This window comes from Aquidulcibacter sp. (genome assembly GCF_044346625.1).
Taxonomy (GTDB): Bacteria; Pseudomonadota; Alphaproteobacteria; order Caulobacterales; family Aquidulcibacteraceae; genus Aquidulcibacter.
The window spans coordinates 1-24,701 of the sequence record NZ_JBIIYV010000036.1; the positions used below are offsets into that span (position 1 = coordinate 1).

Below are 24,701 nucleotides of genomic sequence, written 5' to 3' on the forward strand. Positions count from 1 at the left end.
CCCTCTCAACTTTTGTTTACATAGCTCAAGTCTGCTGTCCAGATTGTGGGCCCGCCCCCAAGCATCCGCCGTTTATACGGAAGGTTCTTTCACTTTTGAATGGCAATTTTCGCCGCCCACGCTCCCCAAAGCGGACCATCTCCTTTCGGCCAATCCTTGCCGTTCCAGGGCCTAAGTGGGCTGCTGTGCCCGAAGCCACTACGTGTGTCGGGCTTTCCGCGTTTTGGCTGACAGCGTAACGAAAAAGAATAAAGCGAGACGAGCGCAGCGCAGGAAAGACCGTCGCCTTCAATCGCACAGCAATTTTTTTGCTGCTCAAGCTCAAGATCAAGTCGGTTTTGCGTTTCCGGTACAGTCTAAATGAATCGACAAAGCCCCTCACCCCAATTCGAAACACATCGAAACGGAACGACCAAACTGCCCATTCGGCGGACATTTTACAGTCTCCTAGCAAAAAATTTCGTGGGTACAGTCGTGGGTACAGATTTGGCAATTTTTTAAATTGTTGAAAAATAACACAAAAATAGCAAAACTGGCGGAGACGGAGGGATTCGAACCCTCGGTGCCCTTTTGGAGCACGCTCATTTAGCAAACGAGTGCCTTCAGCCTCTCGGCCACGTCTCCGCACACACGCCTGATAGCCCGACAAAAGGGGACAGAGCAAGAGCATCACGTCAGTGAAGCTGCACACAGAGGGTTCCCACCTGCATCCTGCGCGGTTTCGTTAATAGGCCGTCTACCCAATGCTGATAAAGATCGCTTTGAGGAGCGTCTCGCCAATGGCACGCATGGAATATACGCAAGAACTTGCTGGCGATCAGCCTGCCACACTGGCGCGCAAAGCGGCACGTGGCGCGCGTTGGTATCGCTCAAGCTTTGGACGCGCGCTCGAAATTCTCGACGTTGCCGTCATTCTCCTTGTTATGACCTATGTTCTGAAAGTGACCACCGCCGATCATGTCTTGACGGCCGCATTGAGTGCTTGTTTGCCGATGGCTTTCGGCGGGATTGGACTGTGGTGGATCCTGCGGGAACATGATCTGTATCGCTTTGATGTCGAGCCATTGGCCGTGACGCATGGCGTCAAAACCCTCGGCGCGGTTGTGCTGGCTTTACCGACGACAGCGGGGACTGGGGCCTTGGTGGCTTTGGCGGTAGGCCGCGCGCCAGAAGCTGGGGCGTGGGAAGCGGGTATCGCTACTCTCTTAGCTGGCTGCATCATTGTTTCGGTGCACTTTTTTTCTGCGCTCATTTTAGGGGCGATGATTAAAGCCGGCATGTTTTCACTGAATGTGGTGATCGTGGGGGCGACGCCGCTGGCCCACAAGCTGATTGAGGAAGCCAAAGCTTCAGGCGATATTGCCGTGTTGGGTGTGTTTGATGACCGGATGGACCGGGCCAAACCCTTGCCAAACCATGTTAAATTATTGGGCGATCTCGATGATTTGATGAGCTGGCCGCATTTGCCCAGTATCGACCGGGTCATCGTGGCGGTCTCCAGCACGGCGCAAAGTCGGGTGTTGCAGTTGGTCAACAAATTGCGCTCTATGCCCAATAAGGTGGTTCTGGCGATTGATATGCAGGGCTTTGACAGCGACGGGACGACGATCGGCCGTATTGGTAACCGCCCTGTCGCCTATGTTTCTGGGGCACCCGAAGATGCCAAGCGCGCCTTTTGGAAGCGGTTGCAAGACCTCGTGTTTGGGGCCTCCATCCTTATGTTAGCTGCGCCGGTGATGGCCGTGATCGCGGTGGCGATCAAGCTCGACAGCAAAGGTCCCGTCTTCTTCCGCCAGAAGCGGCACGGATTTAACAATCAAGCGTTCAGTTGCTGGAAATTCCGCTCCATGCGGGTTGAGACCGCCGACGCATGCGCAGCCCAGCAAGTGACGCAGAACGACCCCCGCGTGACCAGGATCGGCCGCTTCATACGCGCGACGTCGTTAGATGAGCTGCCGCAATTGTTTAATGTCTTGAATGGCACCATGTCGCTGGTGGGGCCGCGCCCGCATGCCATCGGCATGAGAACTGGCGATCAAGAAAGCGAAGCTTTGGTCGCTGAATACGCCCACCGTCACCGAATTAAGCCCGGCATGACAGGATGGGCCGCCATTCACGGCTCCCGTGGGCCGGTTCATTGTGCAGAAGAAGTCGCCGAACGGGTCGCGTATGATATTGCCTATATTCGCGATGCGAGCCTTTGGCTCGACCTCTGGATTATGGTGAGAACTCTGCCCGCTCTCTTAGGCGACAAAGGGTCTGTGCGGTGAGTTTGCGGACGATCCCTGCCAACGAGGTACCGCACCAGTCATGATGGGTCGTCACCTCATGACCTATTTGATTCCAAATCTGGCCCAAGCCGTAGCCAGTTTTGGCATGGTTGCCGTCTTAACGCGCCTGCTCAGCGACGACGATTATGGCCGCTATACTTTGGTCTATGCAGCCATGACTTTGGCGCAATATCTGTTCGTCGTCTGGATTGAGGCAGCCGCCGCCCGCTTCTATGCCGATGCCGCAGAAAAGGGCGACAAGCCTGCCCATTTTGCTACCTTGATCGCCTTGTTTAGCTGGTGTGCTAGCGCGTTTGCGCTGATCTCCATCGCAGCCCTTCTGTTGTGGCCAGCTGACCTCAATCTGAAAATCGTGGTGGCAGCAGCCTTCGGCAGTGTCATTACCAGGTCTCTGATCAAAATCGCTTTGGAAACAAGGCGGATGGCACAAGAGGCCAAGCGCTTTGCCGTCGTAGATACCTTACACACGCTCTTGGCCTTTGGGCTTGGGATTGGCTGTGTTGTGTTTTTCGCCATGGGCCCTGAAGGTCCGTTCATCGGCATGTTGATCGCTTCCGTCGTTGTGCTGGCGATTGAAGGGCCAGCTTTATGGTTGGCAGCGCGCAAAGGGTCGCTGCAGCCTGAACGCGGCAAGGCTTATTTCGCCTATGGTGCACCCTTGGCAGGCGGCCTCATTTTAAGCCTAGCCCTGACGAGTGGGGACCGTTTCGTTATCGCGGCATTTTTAGGCGAAGGCGATGTCGGAGCTTATTCTGCGGGCTACCAAGTTGGCGCGCGCATTCTCGATATCATCTTCACGTGGGGTGCTGCAGCCGTGACACCCATCCTAATCGCGGCTTATGAGCGCGGCGGCCCGGCCGAAGCCATAAAGGCCGCCCATCAAGGCTATGTGGTTCGCCTTGGCATTGGGGCACCCGCTGCTCTGGGTCTGGCACTTCTAGCGGCACCGATTTGTGAGATTTTGATCGGCGAAGCGCTGCGGGAGCGCGCGATCCAAGTCGTGCCTTGGATTGCCTTTTCTTCCTTGCTGGCGGGCATGTGCGACTATTTTTCCGAGGCCTTCATGCTGTCGAAAAAGGCGCTACAACGAGCGCTCTTGCTCTTGGTGCCGGTGATTACCAGCCTCAGTCTAAATGTGCTTCTGCTGCCTAAGTTTGGTTTGATAGGCGCGGCTTACGCCAATGTCGCTGCCTATGGTCTTGGCATGACCATGCTGGCGTGGGTCGGCCGGCGCTATGTGGCTTTACCGATTCCGCTTCTAGAAACCGCTAAAATTGCCGGTGCTTGCCTCTTGATGGCAGGCGTGGTGCTGGCTCTGCCAAGCTTTGGTGCGTTCCAAGACCTTATCCTAAAAGGCGGGCTCGGAGCCTTGAGTTATAGTGCTTTTGTAATCCTCTTGAATGTGGCTGGCGCGCGCGACTTTGCCAGATCCATGTGGACCCGCCTGTGCCCGCAAACGGGGGCTTTATGAGCGAGAAGATTTTCACCAATGGCGTGCGGGCTGAACGCCCCTTGGAACTCAGCATCGCGACGCCCTTTTTCCGCAATGACCCCAGTCAGCTTTTAGAAATTTTGTCTAATCAAATGACTGGCGAAGCGGTTGAGTTGATCGTCATAGATGATGGGTCACAGGATCCTTTGGTGACGGCTAGGGTCGAAGCAACCCTCCAGAACCTAAGTGTGCCTGCCAGTCTTATCACGTTGCATGGAAATCAGGGTCGTTCTGCAGCGCGCAATCGCCTGATTGCCGGGGCCAAAGCCTCTGTCATTCTGTTTCTGGATTCCGACATGGCCCCAGATTCGCAAAGTTTTGTGGCTGATTGGCTAAAGCTTGCCCGGGATCCAACCACGGAAATTGCTTATGGCGGGTTTTCCACCCTGCAGATCCCAGATTGCGCTGCTTTGGCTTTAGCCAAAATGGTCGCCGAAAAGTCAGATTGCTCGTCTGCAAGTGAACGCCAAAGCCGGGGTGCCTTAGCCGTAGCTACATCTAACCTACTCGTACGCAAAGCCATTTTGGATGATACGCCCTTTGACGCTGGCTTTTCTGGCTGGGGCTGGGAAGATGTTGATTGGGCTTTACGAGCGGAGTCAAAGGGGCATGGGGTCCTGCATGTCGACATTCCGGCGACCCATCTGGGTCTGGATGATGTCGCAACCCTGCTCGACAAATTCGCAAAAGCCGGACCGAATTTCCGCCGCATGGTTGAACGCCACCCCAGCATGGCCGCACTTCCGGGCACCAAACTGGCCCAAACCTTGACGCGGGTGCCCGCCAGATCGTGGATCAAATCTGTGCTGAAAGCCATTGTGCTGTCGGAGGCTATGCCCCTAGCCGTCCGGGCGCTAGGGGCGCGTCTGTGGCGGGCCTTATGGGCGGCAGACGCGCTCAGCTAAGGCGGTTGCGGGTGGTGGGGTTTGGACGCGTCGGCAGGGGTGCTGCTTGAAAGGCCCCTTGATAAGGAGCCCCGGTCTTCAGAGATTGAGCCGCGCGGGGCTGTTGTGCATGTACCAAAGGCCGGATACCCGCGCCGAAGCTCAACCCCGCCAAAAGTACCACCCAAGAGCCAATGATAGAAATTTCTGCAGGTGCCAATAATAAGGCTGCAAGCCCGGCACACCACATACCAAAAACCGCCGCGCCGTCCGTGTCAGACTCCCTGCGGTCAAGTGCTAAACGAACGCTGGTCACGACCGCCCAAACGGTTGCGATCCCTAAACCCAATACGCCCAATCCCTGTCCATAGCCGTCACTGATTGAGGCACCAGAAACACCAAACCCATAGCCAATCCAGTTAATCGCGCCGAAGGGGTCGGATGAAAGTGCCAAAGGGGTAAACAAAGCCAAAAGCGTCACCGTTAGGATCGAGCAAGCAAGCGTGACAGCAACATCAATTGGGGTCCATGGGCGGCGGACGGCAACCCAGCGTAACCCAACTCCAAGGCCTGCGGTGACGACCCCAATGCCTGCCGCGATTAAGCTTGTCAGATCGCCTAGAATAAGAGCCAAAACGACTAGGGCAGCTGCCCAAGCCAGCCAAGCCCAGCGCCATTTGGAACTGGAAGCTGACGCCCACAAGGCTGCGCAGAGGGCAAGGGTCAAGTCACCGTCCAAAGCGGCAAGCGGTATCAAACCGCGCGCCGCAACAAACTGAGCTAACAGAGCTAACATGCCCGCAAAAGCTGTCGTAAAAGCCAAATCGACCGCAGGAAGGCGGGCAGCAATTGTTATTCCGAAGACCCATAAAGACAGGAGAAGGATGCCATGCTGTAGGGCGATTGCTGGGGCTAAGGCCCAAGCTGCTGAGATCAAACAAACGGCGACCAACAACAAACCGTCGAAGCGCCTGAGGAGCACGGGGGCCAATGCTTCCCAGCGCACGGCAAAGCCGATAAAGCCCATCGATGCCACACCAGCCTTTAGGATGAGTGGCCCCATTGGCGCTTCCTCTAAGCCAGCAGCCCCCGGCCAAAGTCGCCAAAAGCCTGCACTGAAACAAGCCAGCGCAAAGGCCAACAAGGCGATGTCCCAGCGCCACGTCAATTTAGGTGCAACCATGTTAGCGCTTTCGGCTGAGCGACAGTGCAGAACTCGACTTGCCAGTCACCACGATTCCGAGACAGCGTCCACCGCGGCCCACTACCTCATCGCGCAAATCAATCGACTCGCGGACGTCGCTTTTGTTGCCATCAATGACCAGAATAACCCCGTCCATGTCCGCGGCTAAGGCAAGGCCTGCGCGAGATTGCTCAAGCGGCGGGGCGTCGATAATCGTCAGATCCACCGAACGGCGGACGGCACGCCAATAATCCGGTGCGGGCGTTACTTGAAGCTTCTGATTACCAGCCAAAGCGGCGCGATTAAAGCGACTGACGTAAAGTTTAGGGATCGTCGTTTTATAACTCACCACAGCCCCCTCGCCTTGCGCGCCATCTGGAGCACGTGGCTGGGCCCTCCAAAATGGAGTCACGCCAAAGGTCATATCAAACGGGCCTTTGAAGCCAGTCTGTGCGCCGCCTAGAGCAGAGAACTGCCCTAGCCCAAAAAAATCCAAGTCAATCAACCAAGCCGATTTGGCGGCCCGTTCGGCAGCGAGCTGTGCAAAAGCGCGTGACACTTCAGAGATTCCGACATCGTGTTTGGCACCCACGAACATGACGGCAGCGCCCGCGCCCCCTGTTGCAGCGGCAACAGCAGACCAGACTCCGTTCATCTGTCCCTGAATGCTTCCCATCCAAACCCCAACTCAAATAAGCCACAACGTCTCTTTAGCGCGTCACTGTCGCCAAGATCGGAAGGCCCAGAGTCCGACCGATCGAGGACGGTGTTGGGAAGGTTGTCCGCGAGAATGCCCGCATCAAACCAGCCGCAAATGCCGTGAAGGCCGCAAATAAAACAGAGAGTATCGCTGCTTCCCTCTTCAAGCTCTTGCCACGAGTCGGCACATTAGCACGTTCAATGACACGTATATTTTCATTAGACGTGCGGCTGAGTTCATTTTGAGCTTGGGAAGATGCTTCCCGGGTTGAGAATTGTTTGACTTGCTCTTCCAAGATTGCCTTGCGGCGCACCAAGTCATCAAACATCGGCTTTACTTGGCTTAACTGGATAGCGCGGGCCTGCAATTGGGCAACTTGGGCCTCTAGAATGGCTTCGCGCTGCGTTAAAGCTTCAACTTCGGCAGCATTACGCGCCCGATCAGAAGCCATTGTATCGCGCACGGGGTTTGCCCCGGTTTTGGTTGTACCTGCTGCGCGCCCTTGATCTGAGCCCAGAAGCTCATCCAAAGCTTCGATCCGGCGACGCATGTCCTGAACGGGTTGGCTTTGCTCGGTATAACGGGTTTGAAGTTCTGCCAATTGGGTAGCTAGCTCGATCCGCCGGCGGGAGTTATCGGTCTCGAACGACAATCGAACTTCGCGCGGTTCGCTGCGATAGCTACGGTCGCTGGCAGCAAAGCGGCCCTCAGCTTCGCGCTGGCGCGCCTGTACATTTAAAAGGTCAGCTCTGGCGGTTGAGAGCAAGGATTGTAGGGCTGCACGCTCGCCCTCAAAGTCTGCCACGCCATTTGCACCTAAGAACGCGGTGATCTCGGCTTCCGCCTCCTGCAAACGGGTTTCAAACTCATTACGCTGCGTTCGCAACGCGCCTGTTTGGTCCTCAAACAAGACTTCCCGGCGATAGGTCAAATACTCATCGATCAGGGTGTTGAGGACTTTCGCAGCAATAACGGGGTCTTTGCTTTGATAGCGCAACTGGATCACGGTCGTGTTGGCAGATGCCTCAGCGGTAAAGTTGCGTTGAAACTGATCGACACCAAAGGCAATCCGGCGTTCGGGCGTATCTGGGCCTTGGGTGATCTGAATATCTTCAGGATTGAACAAACGATCCAGCCCAATTTTGCGAATCACCCGCTCGGCGATTTGAGCAGATTTGATGACTTCGACTTCAGATTGGACGATTTGCTCTTGCTTGGGCGCTGCTCCTTCACCGGCGGCACCAACGCGCGGCGTAAAGACATATTCCTGTCCCAACAAAATTGAGAGCCGTGCACCGGCAGTATAGCTTTTCTGAAGCGTGGTCGCAAAGGCAATGCCTAGGGCAGAAATAAGAACAAAAACAATGATCATCAGCCATTTTTCACGCCAAAGCAGACTGATCCAATCGCGAAGGTCAAGCTGTGGGCGCGCACTGCCCGTCGGCTCATAGCCGCCAGTGCGGGGATAGCTTGGGCCCGTGTGGTAAGTCATTCTAAGTTCCGCGCGTCAGGACGTGTGGCAAAGCATTTTGCTTCCTCCAAACGTTAATCAACCATTATCCATTAACGAAACGTTTAACGATTGGGTTTCTAACAAACAGGTGTTGCCAACCGACCAAGGGAGCCTGTTCATGCGTGCCAAAACCACAGCTACACTCGCGTCCTGGGTGGTTCTGGCAGCGATCAGCCTGACGGGTTGTGCGCCGAGAGGCTATGTCGACGCTTTGCGCACGGACGGCAAGAATTGGCAAACCCCGCGGCCGGTTGCCACCGTCGACTTCCCAGCGATTCCAACTTTCCCAAGCTGGACAGCCGAAGATGAAACCTATCGATTCTTCCCCGGCGACGTGATCGATTTTCAATCCATCGGCGCACCTGAACTCAGCCGAAAGCTGACGGTCGCGCCTGACGGCCGCATTCATCCGCCGATGCTGGAGGCGATTATGGCGGCTGACCGCACGCCTGACGATTTGAAGCTGGAGTTACAAGGTCAATATGCGACCTATTTGCGCAATCCTGCGATTGCGCTCGCACCCGACACCTTCGCCTCACAAAAATTCTTTGTCGGCGGTGAGGTGGCAAGGCCTGGCCTCTTTGATTTATCGGGTGAGATGGACCCACTGCAGGCGATTACGACGGCCGGCGGGTTTCTGAACACCGCGCGACGGGAAGAAGTTGTGGTCTTGCGCCGGGGTGCTGGCGGAACGCCTTACATGCGGGTCTATGACCTACGCTCTGTCTGGGCGAGCCAAGCGCTGTTAGCCGAACTGCCACGCCTACGCCGCTTTGACGTCGTTTGGGTACCCAAGTCGCGCATTTCGGAATTGGGGCAATTTACCCAGCAATTCGTCCGCGACGCGCTGCCGATAACAGTCGGCTTCAACTATAGTATTGGCTCAAACATCGTCCAATAAAGACGTCATACCGCTACGAAGCGGCCTGAGAACGGACGCGGTTTAGTTTGCGGTGCGCTGAAGCCATTCGCGAGCGGCGCGCTGCGCTGCCGAGACTTGGCTCTGAGTCATCATCGCAGTTAATTCTTGGCGACGCTGTTTTGCTTCGCTATCGCCGCGCAATGCAGCAATATTGAACCACTTGTGCGCTTCGACATAATCCACGTCGGCACCAACGCCAGTTGCATGCGACAGGCCCAAAGCAAACAGATCGGTGCTTGCTTCATTAGTCTCAACTTCGGTGATCATTGTGACCTCTAAAGCGCTGCTCATATCATAAGCCATTTTAGTCTTTCCCCTAACCATATTGACCACGTTCTGGGCCAAGTGCTTTTTTCACCGAGCTGCCGTTTTGGCCTCTCGCAGGGACAATGTGACGGGTGATAGTGAATCGAATCTTCTCAAGACCTTGCTATAAAATGAATTTCAGTACCTTTTACGTAAACAGGTGGTTCACGCCCTCCCACGTGATTCATGACTCCTTCAGCTACTTTGCTCAGAGATTGATAAACTTGCCTTTTTTCGAACCCGATGACGCTAACGCTCTATCAACCGAAAATCTGGACGTTTCTCAGATTTTTGATTTAAACGGCAAAGGTGCGGTTGAAGCTTTGGCGCTTGTAGAAGCTGCGCTGCACGACCAACGCCGCGACGAAGAAGTTAGACTGTGGTTCCGATTTGATCCGCCGACGCCCGGTGGGGGCGAGACTTTGTTTCAACCTGTCGGTCGGCGCTTGCGCGACGCCATTAAGCATGGCCATGCCGTGCGCGCGATGCCCGCCCACGGCGGTGGCTGGATTGTCAGACTGTCGGCAAAGGTGCGATAGTTAATCATGGCCGTCTATACTGAACCAACCGACGAGGAATTGGCGATCCTGTTGCAGGGCTGGGGGCTAAGTGGCCTGCGAAACTTCAAAGGTATTGCCGAAGGGGTTCAGAACTCAAACTTCTTGGTAGAAGCTGCCCAAGGCCGCTTCATCATGACGATTTATGAGAAATCTGTCGCGCTGGAGGATTTGCCGTTTTATCTGGGGCTGACGGAGCGGGCTGCGAATGCAGGCCTGCCAGCTGCCCGCCCTATCCGCACACAAGATGGCCAAGTGGTGCAGATGATCCGGGGCAAGCCCACCGCCTTATGCAGCTTCCTTGACGGGGTCTCGTCCAAGCGCCCACCCGCCAGCCATGCGCGCGCGGTGGGTGCAGCACTGGCCCAGTTGCATCAGGCGCTAGAAGGCTTCCCTTTATCGCGGCCGAATGACTTGGGGCCTGATAATTGGGCGGACCTTTGGAAAGGCCGGGCGCGCCATGCAGAAGCGCTAGAGCCCGGCATTGCTGCTGCCGTCCAAAGCGACCTTGAGCGCTTTAAGTCTGATTGGCCCACCGATCTGCCGCGCGGCATCATCCATGCCGATTTGTTTCCCGACAATGTCTTGTTTCTGGGCGACGAGGTTAGCGGCTTGATCGACTTCTATTTCGCTTGCAATGACTTTTTAGCTTACGACGTCGCGGTCATGCTGAATGCGTGGTGTTTTGAAGCCAATGGGCGGGAGTTTGATATGATCAAAGGCCGCGCCCTGATTTCAGGCTATGAGAGTGTGCGGCCCCTGAATGCGGCAGAGCGGGCAGCATTGCCGCTTTTGGCGCGCGGTGCGGCGCTACGCTTCTTCCTCACCCGCTTAGTCGATTGGATGACGCCGATGGACGGGGCCTTGGTGCGCAAGAAGGACCCACGCGATTATACAGGCCGGCTTGCCTTCCACCGCGCCGCGCAGGACGCTTCAGACTACGGCGCGCCTTAATTATCTAGCCAGCTTGCTACCATCGACACCACTTCGTCATCTTGTACCAAAGCGCGGTGGCCGAGGCCATCGACAGGGCAGAAGCGTGCTCCGGGCCAAGCTTCTGCCGCACGCTTGCCTTCTGAAGCCGGGCATTGCTCGTCATCGAGGGAATGGATGAACAAGGCTTCGGCCTGCATGCTTGGCGCAGCGGCTGCCAAGTCAAAGAAGCGGCCCTCTTCATGGCCAAGCGCCAAGGCGGCTTCAATCATCGGCTCCTCAACGCCATAGCGTCGCCAAGCCCGTTCAAACTGGCGGGCTTGAGCCACCGGCGGGGAAATCAGCACGACTTGGGCAAGCTCCAGCCCTTGTTGGAAGGCTTTTGCCAAAGCGGGCCCGCCGAAAGAATGGGTCGCAGCGCCTGCAAACGGGCCAAAGCGCGCTTGCAGGGCCAAGATGGCGTCGGCCGCCAATTCCAAGCTGCAGCGATCCCCATCGCTATGGCCGTGGCCCGGCAGATCAAAAGCAACAATGGAACGGCCACGCTGATTTAGAAGATCGATAAGGGGCGACCACAGACTGGTGTCATCTTCCCACCCATGCACCAAGAGCACGGGCGGGACCTCATAACGGTGTCCCAACAGATGCCAGCTGGCAATCTGCGCCCCTACTTCACCGACCATGTGGTGATCGGCCTGATGTAGGAGTGGGCTGACACGAAGAACCGCTCGCCGCTTTGGCTGGCCGGATTGGTTCAAAAGATGCTTGGCATGAGTCACAACGTCGTTCATGACAGAGCGTGTGGAACGCCGCCGTGCAGTTTGCAAGGTCATGACGAAACGGAAACCTGAAGATGGATGACACTTTATTCCCCGCCGCGACGATTTTGTTGGTGCGTGATGGCGCAGACGGACTGGAAGTCATGATGGTGGAGCGCCACGCCAATATCGGCTTTGCCGGTGGCGCGATGGTGTGGCCGGGCGGGAAAGTCGATCCCGCTGACTTCGATGAAGGCTGGCTAGAGGCAGCTGAAGGCCTAGAAGGCCTAGACGCCGAAGAACGCGCGGCCCGCGTGGCTGCCTTGCGGGAGGCCTATGAAGAGACCGGGATCTTACTCGCAACCCGCAATGGTGAACCAATCGGCGATAAAGCATTGGACCTAACCGACATGCGCAAGCGCGTGGACCGCGATGCGACTTTGTTTCAGCCCTTGGTGCGCGGCCATGGCTTGAAGCTAGCAACCAGCGCGCTTCGCCCCTTTGCGCGCTGGATCCCACCCCCTGCCCTACACAAGCGCTTTGATACGCGCTTCTATCTGACGCCGGTGCCAGCGGGCCAGAATGGGGTGCAGGATGGCAGCGAAGCTGTCGACCTTGTGTGGATCAAACCGCAGGCGGCGTTAGATGATCTGGCTTCGGGCCGCCGCAAGATCATTTTTCCAACCGCGCGCAACCTGGAGCTTTTGGCCCTGTCTAAAACCGTTGAGCAAGCTTTGGCCGATGTTGCATCGCGCCCGCAAGGGATCGTCCAGCCTGTCATCGAAGATGGCGTCTTGAAGATACGCGCTGACCTCGGCTATCCTATTACCGAAGAAAAACTCGACACAGCGATGCGGGGATAAGCTCATGCCGATGATCACTCTTTCAACCGGTATTCCAGCGTTGTTTGAGCCTGCCCGTGGCAGTCAACTCCGGGGCGGTTTGGTGGTGGCGCAGGAGATTTTCGGCCTGAATGCGAATATTCGTACCTTGTGCGCCCGGTTTGCCGGGGATGGCTATGATGTGATTGCGCCTGCCTATTTCGACCGCATCGAAGCAGGCTTTACAGCCCCTTATGATCAAGACGGGATTCAAAAGGGTCTTTCTGCCGTACGGGCTACTTCGTGGGACCAAGTCACGGCCGATACCCAAGCCGCGATTGACGTGTTGCGTGAAACCCAGTCGCGCATTTTTGTGACTGGCTTTTGTTGGGGCGGGACTGTCGCATGGGTGGCTGCTTGCCGCTGTGCGGGTGTGACCGCGGCTTCAGGTTTTTATGGCCGGATGATCAATATGTTTCTGGCCGAAACCCCGAATGTGCCGATTGAACTGCATTATGGCGATGCCGACCCTGGCATTCCCCTAAGCTTGGTCAATGAAGTCCGCGTCGCCCATCCGGAAGTTCCGATCCATCTATATCCTGCTGGCCACGGCTTCTTCTCAGACCGTGGGCATGATTTCGACCCAACTCAGGCTGACCTTGCTTGGGCGCGTACGCTGGATCTATTTGATCAAGCCAAAGGCTAAAAAGCCTCTTGAATTCCTGCGTTAAAGTCTTCTCGCGCGGTTGGGCTAGGACTTACAGCACCCGCCCTGCCACCGCAGATAACTTAGCCAGTAGCGCGGGGTCACGGGCTTCGGGGGAAGTTATCAATGCAAAATCAAGGCACGTATCAATTGGGGACGGTGTCCGATCCAACGACTTTAGCGACCGTGCCAAGTCCGCCACCATCGCTTTTGCTTTGGTGGAGTTGGCATGCATGACTTCGAGAATCGCCGAAACTTCCACGGCGGCATGATCTTCGTTCCAGCAATCATAATCTGTCACCATACAGACCGAAGCGTACGGCAATTCAGCCTCACGGGCGAGCTTGGCCTCGGGCATATTAGTCATGCCAATCACCGAACAGCCCCACGAGCGGTAAAGGTTGCTCTCCGCGAGCGTTGAAAACTGCGGGCCTTCCATCACCAAATAAGTGCCACCTTCGGTCACCTCGGCACCCGAGCGGCGCGCCGCTTGTGCTGCAAGCCCTGCCAAACGCGGACAGATAGGATGGGCTACCGATACATGGGCAACCAAGCCTGTACCAAAGAAGCTTTTTGGCCGCGCAAAGGTGCGGTCGATGAATTGATCCACCACCACAAAATGGCCTGGCGGGAATTCTTCCTTGAGCGAGCCCACCGCCGAGATGGACAAAATGTCGGTTACCCCTGCCCGCTTCAGAACATCAATGTTCGCGCGGCTATTGAGTTCGGATGGCGAAATACGATGCCCACGGCCATGGCGGGGCAGAAACACCACGCGCTGACCATCCAATTCAGCGTCAAAAATTTGATCAGACGGTTCGCCCCAAGGGCTCTCAATCGTCCGCCATTCACCGGACAAGCCCGGGATATCATACAGCCCAGAGCCACCAATTACGCCCAAAACCCAGTTTGACATGTCGTTTAACCTTCTTTCCGCCAGCGCGTCACGTCCCGGCGGCAAGCCTCTAATGTGGCAAGGCGGCGTTGCATCACGACATTTGGATTTTTTGATCCAGCAAGCTCTCGCTGGCCTTGGCGGGCGAACGCATCATAATCGGCCCGAAAGCGGGGTTCGCCGCGCACTGTGGACGCCGCCAAAACCATCGGCTGCATAGCGTCACTCAACGCCATGATCTCACGCGCGACGCCTACCACCTGCTTGGTTGCGCCAGGTCGACTGGCTTGGATGCGGGTAATCGCGCCCATGAAATCAGCCGTGCCATAGCATTGCACGAGGCGGGTATAGTCGCGCGAAACATCAAAGTTTGGTGCAATCTCCCGGGCAATCTCGGCTGGCGTCAGAGGACCACGCGGCGCGGTTGGTGCTGATGTCACGGCCGGACTAGGCAAGGCCGGCAGCGTCGCATCACTCTGGGCAGCAGGTGCTGCACTTGGGTCAAACGATTGAGGCAACTCAAATTGCTTCGTCTCCAACGGTGCGATCGAGGGCGTCGCAGGCGCTTTTCGTCCAAGAGTGACCGTCACCTCTGGCACAGGGGCCTGAGCAACAGCGGGCGTTGTTTCTTGGGCTTGGGCGCCAGGCCCCGCCGCAAGGGTAAGAAATATCGCGAAAGGTGCAAAACGCATCATTAGTCCATTACATAACGAATTGGCAGGTTCTTAAGCCCGCCTACAAAATTGGCTTCCGAAAGCTTGGGTTCGCCTGCAAATTCGACGGATTTGAGGCGCGGTAGGAGTTCTTCCCAGAATATCCGCATCTCTAGCTTGGCCAAGTGCTGGCCTAAACACAAATGCGCGCCATAGCCAAAGGCTAAATGCTTGTTCGGGGTGCGATCAAGACGGAAGCTATAGGGATCGTCAAATACTTCCTCATCACGATTGCCAGAAGGATAGGACAGCATCAGCCAATCCCCCTTCTTAATCGTCTGCCCGCGTAAGTCGTAGTCCGCCGTGGCAGAGCGCATGAAGTGGCGCACGGGCGTTGCCCAACGGATGGACTCATCGACTAAACCATTGATCAGATTTAGATCTTTCTGAACGGCTGCCATTTGCTCTGGATTTTGGATCAAGCCATAAAGGCCTGCTGCGGTCGACGAAGAGGTCGTGTCATGGCCGGCGGTAGCGATAATGGTGTAATAGCTAACGGCCTCAAACGCGCCGATCGGCTCACCATCCATCTTTGCATTGGCAATCACTGTAGCCACATCTTCGGTTGGATTGGCCCGGCGCGCCTCTGTGATCTGATTGAAATACATAAAGAAGTCCATCAGGACGGCCTGAATGTCTGCCAATGCTTTTTGTTCGTCCTGCAGCTCACCACCCGACCGGTTCATCTCAGGGTCTTGCGCCCCAAACAATTCTTGGGTGAGCTTCAACATGCGGGGCTCGTCCACCTCTGGCACGCCCAAAATCTCCATGATGACGCGCAGCGGGAAAAAGAGCGCGATATCATTTAAGAAGTCGCATTGCCCATCCATGCTAGCCATTTTATCGACATACATGCGGGCGATTTTGCGGATTTGGTCTTCAAGCTTGCGCAAATTCTGCGGCATAAACCAAGCTTGGGTCATGACACGGAACTTCGGGTGATCCGGCGCATCCATTTGCACCAAGGTACGGATCAGATGCGGCGAGCCCCCTGTTTGCTTGCGAACCTTTTCATCCACCGACTTGGTCGTCAGCGTCGTGGGCAATTCGCCGCTCAAAAACAAGTCATTCTGACGGCTAATCTCCAGAATATCAGCGTGCTTTGACACAAACCAGAACGGCTCAAAATCTGCCATCTGGGTTTTTGCTAGCGGATAGTCGGTACGAATTTTGGCAAAAGTAGCGTCCATAACGGCTTGATCCGCATAGGTCTTTGGACTGACGACCGCACGCGACAGCTCTTCTGGTAAAATAGGATCTGCAGACATCACTTAGGCTCCCCGTCTGGCCTCTTCAGCGTAGGCCTTGTTACCGGGACGATGGGACTGTCTGGCCGTTAGGGTCAAGGGCGTGCGTACATATTTGATGCGATGCCCGCCTGCTGGTGATCTCATTTCATCGCTTACGATGAAGTTTGATCATCATGCGCGATAATCTTGATGCCGCCAGACTGGACTTCAAACAGATAGGTCTGGCCCAAGATGCGGCAGGGCTTATCACCATCTATCTGGCACTCTTTTTCGCTCAGTTTGACGCCGTTGAGTTTGTAATCAAACTTGATGGTGTTGCCAAAGATGCTGCGCAAAACCACGTCTGCCGGCTCCGACGGGATCAAATCGCCGGGGGTCAGTTCATAGGGCGTTTGAGGAATGGGCGACAGGCCTTGCAAGCGCGCACCATAGATACGTAATCCACGGTCAATATAATCGGTGACGTAGCCCGCATCAAACGTGCCATCCTTATTGATATCACGGAAACACTGGGCGCGCCGAACACCCTGATCCGGCAGTAATGGGGTGCAGAAACCCACGCCATTATCCAATTGGACTTGAAATAGAATTGTCCCAGCGGGCACAGACTTTGGATAACTGCCGCGACGAGAAATTGTGTCGACTTTTAATCGCGCTGTCTGGGTAACTTGGACATCAAAGCGGCCAATTACATCGCCTTGCCTGAGCACTTCACCCACTTTGCTGGTGCTAATCATCGACGAATTGAACAGAAAATCGGTCACAGGCATTTGCAGAAGCTTTCCCTCTTGCGCGCGCTGATTTTCCGTTGCCGTCCGATCTGCAAACGAAGGGCCCGTTATGGTCGCGGCTGCCCCAAAGGCTAGGGCGACTGCCAAACCAAAAGCTCTGCCAAAATGTGTCATCCAATAGCCCTTTACCAAAAGGCGCGGCAGATACTGCTGCGCTTCTCACATGGGCGAAAAGGGATTTGCTGCTTGCCTCAGCACGTGGCTAAAAGCACTTGCCACCCCCGTGACCCCATGGAGGTGACATAGGGATCCTTGTCTCGAATTGCCAATTACAAAGAGGTAAGTTTCTGAAATTTAACGTCTAGGTAGCCGTTCTCATCAGGCTAACGAAACAATAAATGCTCTAAAGCTTCATGACGGAAGTGATCGGCCATACGGCAATTGCAAGCCCGATAATCACTTCAATCGCGACAGATCGAACGACATGGCTGTGCTGGGTATTGGAGTCCATGCTGTAGGACAAATAGCGGCCCAAGGCAGTGAACAACCAGCCGGCGGCCAGAATGCTACAAGCGGCTATGCCAGCCTCTTCTCCCCAGAAAACCATAAAAGCCAAGGCCGACAAATGGAGGCCTAAAAACATGCCACCGAATGTGGCGCGAAACTCCGAATAGCCTTCCGGCTGTCCATTCTCAGGCTGCAAACGAACCAGTCGTCCAGCCCACATTGGATCAAACATGCCTTTAATACCAAGACCTGCACCAAAAGCGAGCGTCCCAGCAGAAATGTAAAAAACGAAATCAAACATAGGCATAGCCTCGAAACGCACGGGGTGATTTTTGCTTACCTTCCTGTATAATTGTTAATCGTAAAATTTCTTCCAACAGGAGTGTATAAGGTTGGCGAAGGAAAACAAAACAAAACCCGAGACCAAAAGCGTTACAGCCTTTCTTGCCGAAGTGGAGCCCGCAGCCCGTGCTCAAGAGGGCCAGGTCTTGGCGGAGGTGTTCACGCGGGTCTCGGGTCAAGAGCCCGTAATGTGGGGACCCTCAATCATTGGCTTTGGCACGTATCACTACTGGTATAAAAGCGGGCACGAAGGCGAGGCCCCACGCGTGGCGTTTTCCCCACGCAAGGCAAAGCTTGTTTGCTATCTGAAACTCGAATCTGCGGGCGCAGCGCCTATTCTTGCCCGGCTCGGCAAGCATGGCACGGGCAAAGGCTGTCTCTATATCAACAAGCTAAGCGACATTGATCTCGGCGTCCTCGAGGAATTGGTAGCCGACAGCTATCAAGCGATGGCTGAAGCCTATCCCAATTGAGTAAGCCCGCCCATGTAGGGCACCAAAACGTCGGGCACACGGATGGTGCCGTCTTCTTGTTGATAATTCTCCAGCACAGCGACCAACGTCCGCCCTACCGCTAAGCCAGATCCGTTTAGCGTATGGACAAAGCGGGTAGCCTTCTCGCCCTTCGCACGTGTGCGGGACTCCATTCGACGCGCTTGGAAATCACCGCAATTCGAGCAAGACGAGATCTCGCGATAAGCACCTGTGCCATCGTTCTGCCCCGGCAGCCATACTTCCAAATCATAGGTGCGTTGAGCCGAAAAACCCATGTCCCCCGTGCATAACAGCATGCGTCGATAGGGCAATTTTAGCGCCTCCAAAATGCCTTCTGCGCTGGCGGTCATCCGCTCATGCTCGACCCCAGAGGTTTCTGGGGTGGTGATGGATACCAATTCTACTTTCCAGAATTGATGCTGGCGGATCATCCCGCGGGTATCGCGGCCGGCACTACCGGCTTCAGAGCGGAAGCAAGGCGATAAAGCCGTCATGCGGATTGGCAGGCGTTCTTCATCGACGATCTGTTCCCGCACCAAATTGGTCAGCGAAACTTCCGAGGTTGGGATCAGATAGCGACCATCGGTCGTCTTAAACAAATCCTCTTCAAACTTAGGAAGTTGACCAGTCCCAAACAAAGCATGGTCGCGTACCAGAACGGGCGCATTGGTTTCCTGATAGCCGTTCTTCTCGGTGTGTTGGTCCAGCATGAATTGGCCCAAGGCACGCTCAAGACGGGCCATTTGACCGCTCAACACAACAAATCGCGATCCAGACATGCGGGCCGCAGCTTCAAAATCCATCCCGCGAAGGGCTTCGCCAATCGCAACATGGTCTTTTGGAACAAATTGGAATTGTGGCGGAGTACCCCAATGCTTGACGACCACATTGCCAGTTTCATCGTCGCCTTCAGGCACACCTAGGTCCGGAAGATTTGGCAAAGCCTGAATGATCGCATCCAGCTTTGCTTGGGCCACAGCTTCAATTTGACTGGACTCTTCCATCACAGCCTTCGCCTCGGCCACTTCTGCCATCAAACGCGCAGCCTCAGCTTCATTCTTCTGTGCCTTGGCCGCCCCTATGGCTTTAGAGGCTGAATTCCGCACAGCTTCCGCTTCCATCCGCTTGGTCATAGCCGTGCGCAAACGGCTATCAATTTCCAAGATAGCAGGCGTTTGGGCCGACAAACCACGCAGCGCCCAGCTGGCATCATAATGGGCGGGGTCATCTCGAAGGGCTTTTAGGTCATGCATGATTTGGCTCTATGTTGTTAGGCGCTCCTGATAGCGCGCGTTGAACGCGCCTGAAAGAGCGCGCGCGCAGGCAAATGAACCAGACTGCCCGTCCAACTCGACAAAATCTGCTGCGGGTTCTATCTCGCGGGCATGTATCTGATCCTCGCAACTGGTCCGCGCGCCGCCATTGAAGCCGCTTCGAAACTCCTTGATGCACTCGGTGGCTTTGGGGCTGTTGGCTGGTGGGAGCTAGAACGCCGCCAGTTCAAACTTGAAGCCTATGCCTATACGCTGGAGGCAGCACAATTTGGCGTGGGTGCCATCGCCTTGTCAGACATCGATTTGGACGCCCGTCTAGCGCCCTTGGAAGATGCCGATTGGGTAAAGATGTCGCTTGAAGGCCTGCCACCTGTCCCTGCTGGTCGGTTCATGGTTGTTGGCAGCCATGATGTTGGCAAAGCCAAGAACGGCACCGTAGAGATCATCATTGATGCTGGCGAAGCCTTTGGTACGGGTCACCACGGAACGACGTCGGGTTGTCTCTTGGCGCTCGACCGCCTATTGACCCGCGGCAAGCGTCCACAGCGGGTTCTAGACGTCGGGACGGGGTCTGCCATTTTAGCCATTGGTGCCGCCAAAACGGGAAGCCGCGTTGTGGTTGGGACCGAGATTGATCCCCGCGCCAATTATATTGCCGGCCTGAATGCGAAGCTTAACCGCGTTGGCCCAAAGGTGCGCACCTATGTCGCCAATGGGGTGCGTCGGGCGCTGATCCGTTCACAAGGGCCGTTTGATCTGGTCTTTGCCAATATTTTGATGAAGCCATTGGTTCGCCTGTCGCCAGACTTGGCCAGCATTGTAAAGCCAGGAGGCCGTATCGTGTTATCGGGCCTCTTGACCCACCAAGAGCCAGCCATTCGCCGTGCCTATGGCCAACGAGGTCTCGTACTGGAGCATCGCTATCGAAAAGAGAATTGGTCAACCTTGACCTATCGTAGGCCGTTGCGTTCGGCTTGATAGCTTCTAGGCCCGGCGGCTCAGGTCTTCATAAGAGGTTTCGCTCAGGCTGGTCAGAAACTCATTCAGCATTTCATGGAATTCCGAAGCCTGCATATGCAAGCGGTTCGGGTTCGGGAAACGATAGTCCCAGAAACTGGTGATGTGGCTTATGACGCCCATGCTGTGACCCAGTTCAATAAACAAGCGCGGCGCTTCCAACAGGAATTTCCGGAATGCCGCCGCATTGCCATGTTCTACCAGATCGTTGAACGCGTCATCATAGAGACCCAAAATGGCGACACAGCCACGCGCCGCTTTTTGGATCGCCTTCTTCAAGGCAGTCCGCTGATTGGAGATAGAGGTGTCCAGAACTCGATCTATCGCGCCTTCCAAGGACACGCGATCTAGAGCGCCCGCTAGGGACTGCAGCTTAACCATGCTACCGCGAAACTGCCATTTGAAGTACAAAAAGCCCTTCCAACTAAAGATGCTATCCTCAAATTGTTGACCATCTAGCCCTAAGGTCACGCGCAGGGGGTCCAAGCGGGATTCTGTGTCCTTCGTCAGGATCGCATCAACCATCCGCTTCATGCTCAAACTCATCTGATTGTTTGAACCGCCAAAGGCCAAAGTGATCAATTGTTGGATTTGCTCACCCGCAAAGCTGCGCATCCGCTCAATATCGGCATTGGACATGGCGAAGTAACAATCCGCAGGCGCAAAGCCATAACGTGTTAGGGTCTCTTTGAGCAAAAAGGGGTCGAGAGATGGCAATTTCGATAAGAGTTCCAGGAGCCTGAAATCCTCTTCCATATCGCTCTGTTCGCCACCCAGCATTTCAATCAAAGTCTGTTGGTACCCTGCTTGTCCGATCAAGATTGATTGGCCGCCCGCACGCAGGGTTTTCTTGTCAAACGGAAAAATAATTTTCGTCGCAACTGGGCTGGATCGTGGCATCAAATAAGTTTCGTCTGAGCGCAGACGATGTTTGACAAAAATGGCGCGGTTCAGGGTCGGGTCCTGAAAGAATGGACGCCGGACATACTCATCCTCTTCGTTATTTTTCTCATAAACTTGGAACAGATTGAGCACACGGCTGGTCGAGGCCGTCCGATACAAGGCTTCAAGACTTCGAAGACCGCGCATATAACTTTTGAGACCTCCCAGTCTTTGCATGCTTCTGCTTGCCAAAACTTGGACCAGCGAAAGACTAGATGCACGCTTGTAACCCATCGGGTGCAAACAAATTGTGAATCACTCAGCACCATCGCCTTGCGCGAATTCGACCATGGCTCTAGGTTCAGGTCATGTTTCAAAACTATGACGTGCGCGGTGGCGCTGACCAAGGCCGTAAGGCAATCCCTTTAATCCGCGCTCAGTTGGAGCAATTGGGCCTTGATGGCCTTTTTGTGCCGCATGAGGATGAATGGCAGAATGAGTATTTGCCCGATTGTGCTGAGCGTTTGGCTTGGGCAACGGGCTTTACGGGCTCTGCCGGCGCTGCAGTTATCCTGAGCGATAAGGCCTATTTGTTCTCAGACGGGCGCTATACGCAGCAGGCACTCAGCCAAACTGCGCCAGAATTGTTTGAGCAACGTGACCTTGTCGATCAGGGGCCGGCCGTTTGGCTGAAGGCGGAAGCACCATCAGGCGCAAAAATTGGCTATGATCCCCGCCTTGTGCCGCCCGACGCTTTGGCGCGACTGAAAGAATCTGCCGTCCAAGCGGGTGTTGAGTTGGTGGCTGTCGGTGTCAATCCGATCGACCAAGCCTGGCAGGACCGCCCCGCTGAGCCGCGCGCAGAAATCGTCCCTCATCCTGAAACCTTTTCAGGCGAAAGCAGCGCCTCTAAGCGTTCGCGCATTGGCGAAAAACTGTCAGGCGATGGCATTGAGGCCAGCGTCCTAACTTCGCCAGCTGCTCTAGCTTGGCTGTTCAATATTCGGGGTACTGATGTAACGCGCACCCCCTTGGCTTTGGGTAGCGCAATCCTCAACAAAGACGGCACGGCGCAATTGTTTGTGAAGCCTGAAAAGGTGACACCAGAATTACGCGGTTTCTTGGGCAATGAAGTTTCAATCAGCTCAGAGCCTGATTTTGTCGAAGCCCTCAAGAAAACCAGTGGCAAGCGGGTTTTGGTCGATCCAAGCCTTTCTTCCGCGCATGTGTTTGATGCTTTGCATGCTGCGGGCGCGCAGATCGTCCGCGGGCAAGACCCCACCATCATGCCGCGCGCGTTGAAAAACGCCGTTGAAATCGCTGGAACCAAACGCGCCCATGCGCGCGACGGTGTAGCACTTGCCAATTTCTTGCACTGGTTTGACGTCGAAGCGCCTAAAGGCCAACTGACAGAGATCGACATTTGTAAGGCCATCGAGGGCTTCCGGATGGCAACAGGTGCTTTGCAGGATTTGTCGTTCGACTCCATTTCGGGCGCTGGTCCCAACGGCGCCTTCCCGCACTACCGCGTCACTGTCGAAAGCAATCGCAAGGTAGATCAGAACAATTTGTTCCTGCTCGATTCAGGCGGCCAATATCTCGATGGTACAACCGACGTGACCCGTACGGTGGCCGTCGGGACTCCCAGCGCTGAAATGAAGGACCGTTTCACGCGCGTTCTTAAAGGCCATATCGCGCTATCGCGGGTCCGCTTCCCGAAAGGCACCACGGGTTCTGCTCTCGATGCTTTGGCCCGCATGAGCTTGTGGGAAGGTGGCTTTGATTATGACCACGGGACCGGCCATGGCGTCGGCTCATACTTGGGCGTACATGAAGGCCCGCACCGCATCGCCAAAGTGCCCAATCACGTAGGGCTAGAACCAGGCATGATCGTCTCGAACGAGCCTGGCTTCTACAAGATCGATGGATACGGCATTCGCACCGAAAATCTGCAGTTTGTGACGCCAGCCACCCCGATTGAGGGTGGAGAGCGGCCGATGCTGGGCTTTGAAACCCTGACACTTGCGCCGATTGATCGCCGCTTGATCGTGGCAGAGATGTTGACCGAGGCAGAGCTAGCTTGGTTGAACAGCTATCACGCCAAAGTTCTCGCGGAAATTGGGCCACGGGTTGACGCCGATGTGCGGGCTTGGCTCGAAGCGGCAACTGCGCCGCTTTAGAGCTTTATCGCCTTTAGTGCATTGACCTGAAAGGTCGGCTGACCCATCACAGCGTGGTGAGCCGATCTTTAGCCCCCTTCGCGCATGCGTCCTTCACCAGCTATTGGTGCGCCCGAGTCTTCTGGACTTTGGGCACGCAGATTCAGATCACCGCCATGGGCTGGCAGGTCTATGACATTGCGCGCGCGCGTGGCGATACGATTGAGGAAGGCGCGTTTCTTCTTGGCCTGATCGGCCTGTCCCAATTCGTCCCTCTACTCATTTTATCGCTATTTGGTGGCCAAGCCGCAGACCGGTTTGACCGCCGCCTAATCATCTTGGTCTGCATTGCCCTGAAAGTGGCGATTGCAAGCGCATTGGTTACGGCATCGGGCTTTGCGCCATCGGCTTTGATTGCGGCGATCTTTGCTGTTGCCATGGTGACGGGCATGCTGAACGCCTTTTTGCCGGCGGCCAGCTCTGCCATGGTGTCGAACCTGGTGCCACGCGAGCAACTACCCCAAGCCATCGCGCTGATGTCTTTAAGTTTTCAAGGCGGCTCCGTTATCGGTCCTGCTCTAGGTGGGCTGTTGTTTCAATTTGGCCCGTCTGTGCCCTATAGCGTTGCCTTTGGACTATTCATTTGCGGCTGGTTCCTCGCTTTTGTGACCAAGGCTCCGCCGCAAGAGAAAGTTGAAAGTGGGCGCACCTTTGAAATGATCAAGGAAGGCCTGATCTATGTGCGCGACAATAAGATTGTTTTGGGGGCCCTCAGCCTCGATCTAGCCGTCGTGCTACTCGCAGGCGCTACCGCCCTCCTCCCGGTTTTTGCCCGCGATATTCTTCACGCTGGCCCGGCAGCCTTGGGGGCATTGCGCTCTGCCGGGGCGATCGGGGCTGGCCTTGTGTCAATCTATTTGGCGATCAAGCCAATTGAGCGCAATGTCGGGCGCTGGATGTTTGGCGCGGTCTTTGTGTTTGGTTTAGCCACCTTGGGCTTTGGGCTGTCGACCACTTTGTGGATTTCGGTAGCGTGCTTGGCGCTCGCCGGTGCTGCAGACATGATCTCTGTCTATGTCCGCTCCTCACTGGTGCAATTGGCAACACCAGATGCGATGCGCGGGCGGGTGTCTGCCATCAGCTTTGTCTTCATCTCAGCATCCAATGAAATGGGTGAGTTCCAGTCCGGCGTCGCCGCCCGTCTGCTAGGCCCCGTCACCGCCGTTGTCGTTGGCGGCATTGGCGCGGTTTTTATCGCTGGGGTGTGGATGCGCTTGTTTAAGCCCTTGGCCGAGGCCAACCGCTTTGAAGATGCAGCGCCAGAAAATCAGGGCTCGACCAAGGGGTCTTGATCGGGCTAATCTCAACGAA

Annotated in this window: 24 protein-coding genes and 1 tRNA gene; 12 read left to right on the forward strand and 13 right to left on the reverse strand. The window is 55.6% G+C overall.

Going from position 1 to position 24,701, the window contains the following annotated elements:
* Positions 1-533: 533 nt before the first annotated feature.
* Positions 534-624, reverse strand: a tRNA-Ser gene (locus ACIQ20_RS10130).
* Between the two features lie 155 nt (positions 625-779).
* Here ACIQ20_RS10130 and ACIQ20_RS10135 point away from each other — a divergent pair.
* The 3 genes from ACIQ20_RS10135 to ACIQ20_RS10145 are packed head-to-tail and all read left to right on the forward strand — an operon-like array spanning position 780 to position 4,688.
* Entirely contained in the window at positions 780-2,270 is a 1,491-nt protein-coding gene (locus ACIQ20_RS10135; protein WP_395779934.1) for an exopolysaccharide biosynthesis polyprenyl glycosylphosphotransferase, read from the forward strand.
* Positions 2,271-2,328: 58 nt separating this feature from the next.
* Positions 2,329-3,762 (forward strand): lipopolysaccharide biosynthesis protein, encoded by a 1,434-nt coding sequence (locus ACIQ20_RS10140; RefSeq protein WP_395779936.1) that lies wholly within the window; start codon positions 2,329-2,331, stop codon positions 3,760-3,762.
* The gene (locus ACIQ20_RS10145; RefSeq protein ID WP_395779938.1) at positions 3,759-4,688 is read left to right on the forward strand and encodes a glycosyltransferase family 2 protein; all 930 of its coding nucleotides are present in this window, start codon (positions 3,759-3,761) and stop codon (positions 4,686-4,688) included. The genes ACIQ20_RS10140 and ACIQ20_RS10145 overlap by 4 nt, the downstream gene beginning before the upstream one ends.
* Here ACIQ20_RS10145 and ACIQ20_RS10150 read toward each other — a convergent pair.
* The 3 genes from ACIQ20_RS10150 to ACIQ20_RS10160 are packed head-to-tail and all read right to left on the reverse strand — an operon-like array spanning position 4,681 to position 8,042.
* On the reverse strand, positions 4,681-5,850 hold the full coding sequence (locus tag ACIQ20_RS10150; protein WP_395779940.1) for a hypothetical protein: 1,170 nt from the start codon (positions 5,848-5,850) through the stop codon (positions 4,681-4,683). The two genes, ACIQ20_RS10145 and ACIQ20_RS10150, sit on opposite strands and share 8 nt — an antisense overlap.
* Position 5,851: 1 nt before the next feature.
* Positions 5,852-6,505: a hypothetical protein gene (locus tag ACIQ20_RS10155; RefSeq protein ID WP_395779942.1), complete on the reverse strand. Its 654-nt coding sequence runs from the start codon at positions 6,503-6,505 to the stop codon at positions 5,852-5,854.
* Positions 6,506-6,560: 55 nt separating this feature from the next.
* Positions 6,561-8,042: a GumC family protein gene (locus tag ACIQ20_RS10160; protein WP_395779944.1), complete on the reverse strand. Its 1,482-nt coding sequence runs from the start codon at positions 8,040-8,042 to the stop codon at positions 6,561-6,563.
* A gap of 139 nt (positions 8,043-8,181) precedes the next feature.
* Here ACIQ20_RS10160 and ACIQ20_RS10165 point away from each other — a divergent pair, with 139 nt between their 5' ends.
* Positions 8,182-8,964, forward strand: a complete 783-nt coding sequence (locus tag ACIQ20_RS10165) for a polysaccharide biosynthesis/export family protein (RefSeq protein WP_395779946.1) — start codon at positions 8,182-8,184, stop codon at positions 8,962-8,964.
* A 42-nt stretch (positions 8,965-9,006) separates the two neighbouring features.
* Here the strand turns inward: ACIQ20_RS10165 and ACIQ20_RS10170 are convergent, their stop codons facing one another.
* Positions 9,007-9,276 (reverse strand): sel1 repeat family protein, encoded by a 270-nt coding sequence (locus ACIQ20_RS10170; protein WP_395779948.1) that lies wholly within the window; start codon positions 9,274-9,276, stop codon positions 9,007-9,009.
* Positions 9,277-9,515: 239 nt separating this feature from the next.
* Between ACIQ20_RS10170 and ACIQ20_RS10175 the strand changes: the two genes are divergently transcribed.
* The gene (locus ACIQ20_RS10175) at positions 9,516-9,830 is read left to right on the forward strand and encodes a hypothetical protein (RefSeq protein WP_395779950.1); all 315 of its coding nucleotides are present in this window, start codon (positions 9,516-9,518) and stop codon (positions 9,828-9,830) included.
* A 6-nt stretch (positions 9,831-9,836) separates the two neighbouring features.
* Positions 9,837-10,802: a homoserine kinase gene (gene thrB / locus ACIQ20_RS10180; protein ID WP_395779952.1), complete on the forward strand. Its 966-nt coding sequence runs from the start codon at positions 9,837-9,839 to the stop codon at positions 10,800-10,802.
* Here the strand turns inward: thrB and ACIQ20_RS10185 are convergent.
* Positions 10,799-11,614 carry an alpha/beta fold hydrolase gene (locus ACIQ20_RS10185; protein ID WP_395779954.1) on the reverse strand — a complete coding sequence of 272 codons (816 nt, stop codon included), beginning with the start codon at positions 11,612-11,614 and terminating at the stop codon, positions 10,799-10,801. The two genes, thrB and ACIQ20_RS10185, sit on opposite strands and share 4 nt — an antisense overlap.
* Before the next feature lie 20 nt (positions 11,615-11,634).
* Between ACIQ20_RS10185 and ACIQ20_RS10190 the strand changes: the two genes are divergently transcribed.
* Together ACIQ20_RS10190 and ACIQ20_RS10195 are read left to right on the forward strand one after the other, a co-directional pair.
* Entirely contained in the window at positions 11,635-12,402 is a 768-nt protein-coding gene (locus ACIQ20_RS10190) for an NUDIX hydrolase (RefSeq protein WP_395779956.1), read from the forward strand.
* A 4-nt stretch (positions 12,403-12,406) separates the two neighbouring features.
* Positions 12,407-13,066, forward strand: a complete 660-nt coding sequence (locus ACIQ20_RS10195) for a dienelactone hydrolase family protein (RefSeq protein WP_395779958.1) — start codon at positions 12,407-12,409, stop codon at positions 13,064-13,066.
* A gap of 52 nt (positions 13,067-13,118) precedes the next feature.
* Here ACIQ20_RS10195 and ACIQ20_RS10200 read toward each other — a convergent pair whose 3' ends face one another.
* From ACIQ20_RS10200 to ACIQ20_RS10220, 5 genes are all read right to left on the reverse strand, one after another.
* Positions 13,119-13,982, reverse strand: coding sequence for an S-methyl-5'-thioadenosine phosphorylase (locus ACIQ20_RS10200; RefSeq protein WP_395779960.1), 864 nt, complete (start codon positions 13,980-13,982; stop codon positions 13,119-13,121).
* Between the two features lie 5 nt (positions 13,983-13,987).
* Positions 13,988-14,653 carry a hypothetical protein gene (locus ACIQ20_RS10205; RefSeq protein ID WP_395779962.1) on the reverse strand — a complete coding sequence of 222 codons (666 nt, stop codon included), beginning with the start codon at positions 14,651-14,653 and terminating at the stop codon, positions 13,988-13,990.
* 2 nt (positions 14,654-14,655) lie between these two features.
* The gene (locus ACIQ20_RS10210; RefSeq protein ID WP_395779964.1) at positions 14,656-15,942 is read right to left on the reverse strand and encodes a cytochrome P450; all 1,287 of its coding nucleotides are present in this window, start codon (positions 15,940-15,942) and stop codon (positions 14,656-14,658) included.
* A gap of 134 nt (positions 15,943-16,076) precedes the next feature.
* Complete coding sequence (locus tag ACIQ20_RS10215; protein ID WP_395779966.1) at positions 16,077-16,829, reverse strand: hypothetical protein; 753 nt, start codon at positions 16,827-16,829, stop codon at positions 16,077-16,079.
* 229 nt (positions 16,830-17,058) lie between these two features.
* Positions 17,059-17,463, reverse strand: a complete 405-nt coding sequence (locus tag ACIQ20_RS10220) for a hypothetical protein (protein WP_395779968.1) — start codon at positions 17,461-17,463, stop codon at positions 17,059-17,061.
* 91 nt (positions 17,464-17,554) lie between these two features.
* Between ACIQ20_RS10220 and ACIQ20_RS10225 the strand changes: the two genes are divergently transcribed.
* The gene (locus tag ACIQ20_RS10225) at positions 17,555-17,977 is read left to right on the forward strand and encodes a DUF1801 domain-containing protein (protein WP_395779970.1); all 423 of its coding nucleotides are present in this window, start codon (positions 17,555-17,557) and stop codon (positions 17,975-17,977) included.
* Here the strand turns inward: ACIQ20_RS10225 and serS are convergent.
* Positions 17,965-19,251, reverse strand: coding sequence for a serine--tRNA ligase (gene serS / locus ACIQ20_RS10230; RefSeq protein ID WP_395779972.1), 1,287 nt, complete (start codon positions 19,249-19,251; stop codon positions 17,965-17,967). The two genes, ACIQ20_RS10225 and serS, sit on opposite strands and share 13 nt — an antisense overlap.
* Before the next feature lie 132 nt (positions 19,252-19,383).
* On the opposite strand from serS, the gene ACIQ20_RS10235 reads away from it, so the two are divergent.
* Positions 19,384-20,250 (forward strand): 50S ribosomal protein L11 methyltransferase, encoded by an 867-nt coding sequence (locus ACIQ20_RS10235; RefSeq protein WP_395779974.1) that lies wholly within the window; start codon positions 19,384-19,386, stop codon positions 20,248-20,250.
* A gap of 6 nt (positions 20,251-20,256) precedes the next feature.
* Here ACIQ20_RS10235 and ACIQ20_RS10240 read toward each other — a convergent pair whose 3' ends face one another.
* Positions 20,257-21,378 (reverse strand): hypothetical protein, encoded by a 1,122-nt coding sequence (locus ACIQ20_RS10240; protein WP_395779976.1) that lies wholly within the window; start codon positions 21,376-21,378, stop codon positions 20,257-20,259.
* 161 nt (positions 21,379-21,539) lie between these two features.
* Between ACIQ20_RS10240 and ACIQ20_RS10245 the strand changes: the two genes are divergently transcribed.
* On the forward strand, positions 21,540-23,351 hold the full coding sequence (locus ACIQ20_RS10245; protein WP_395779978.1) for an aminopeptidase P family protein: 1,812 nt from the start codon (positions 21,540-21,542) through the stop codon (positions 23,349-23,351).
* A gap of 56 nt (positions 23,352-23,407) precedes the next feature.
* Positions 23,408-24,682, forward strand: coding sequence for an MFS transporter (locus tag ACIQ20_RS10250; protein ID WP_395779980.1), 1,275 nt, complete (start codon positions 23,408-23,410; stop codon positions 24,680-24,682).
* The last annotated feature ends 19 nt before the right edge of the window (positions 24,683-24,701 follow it).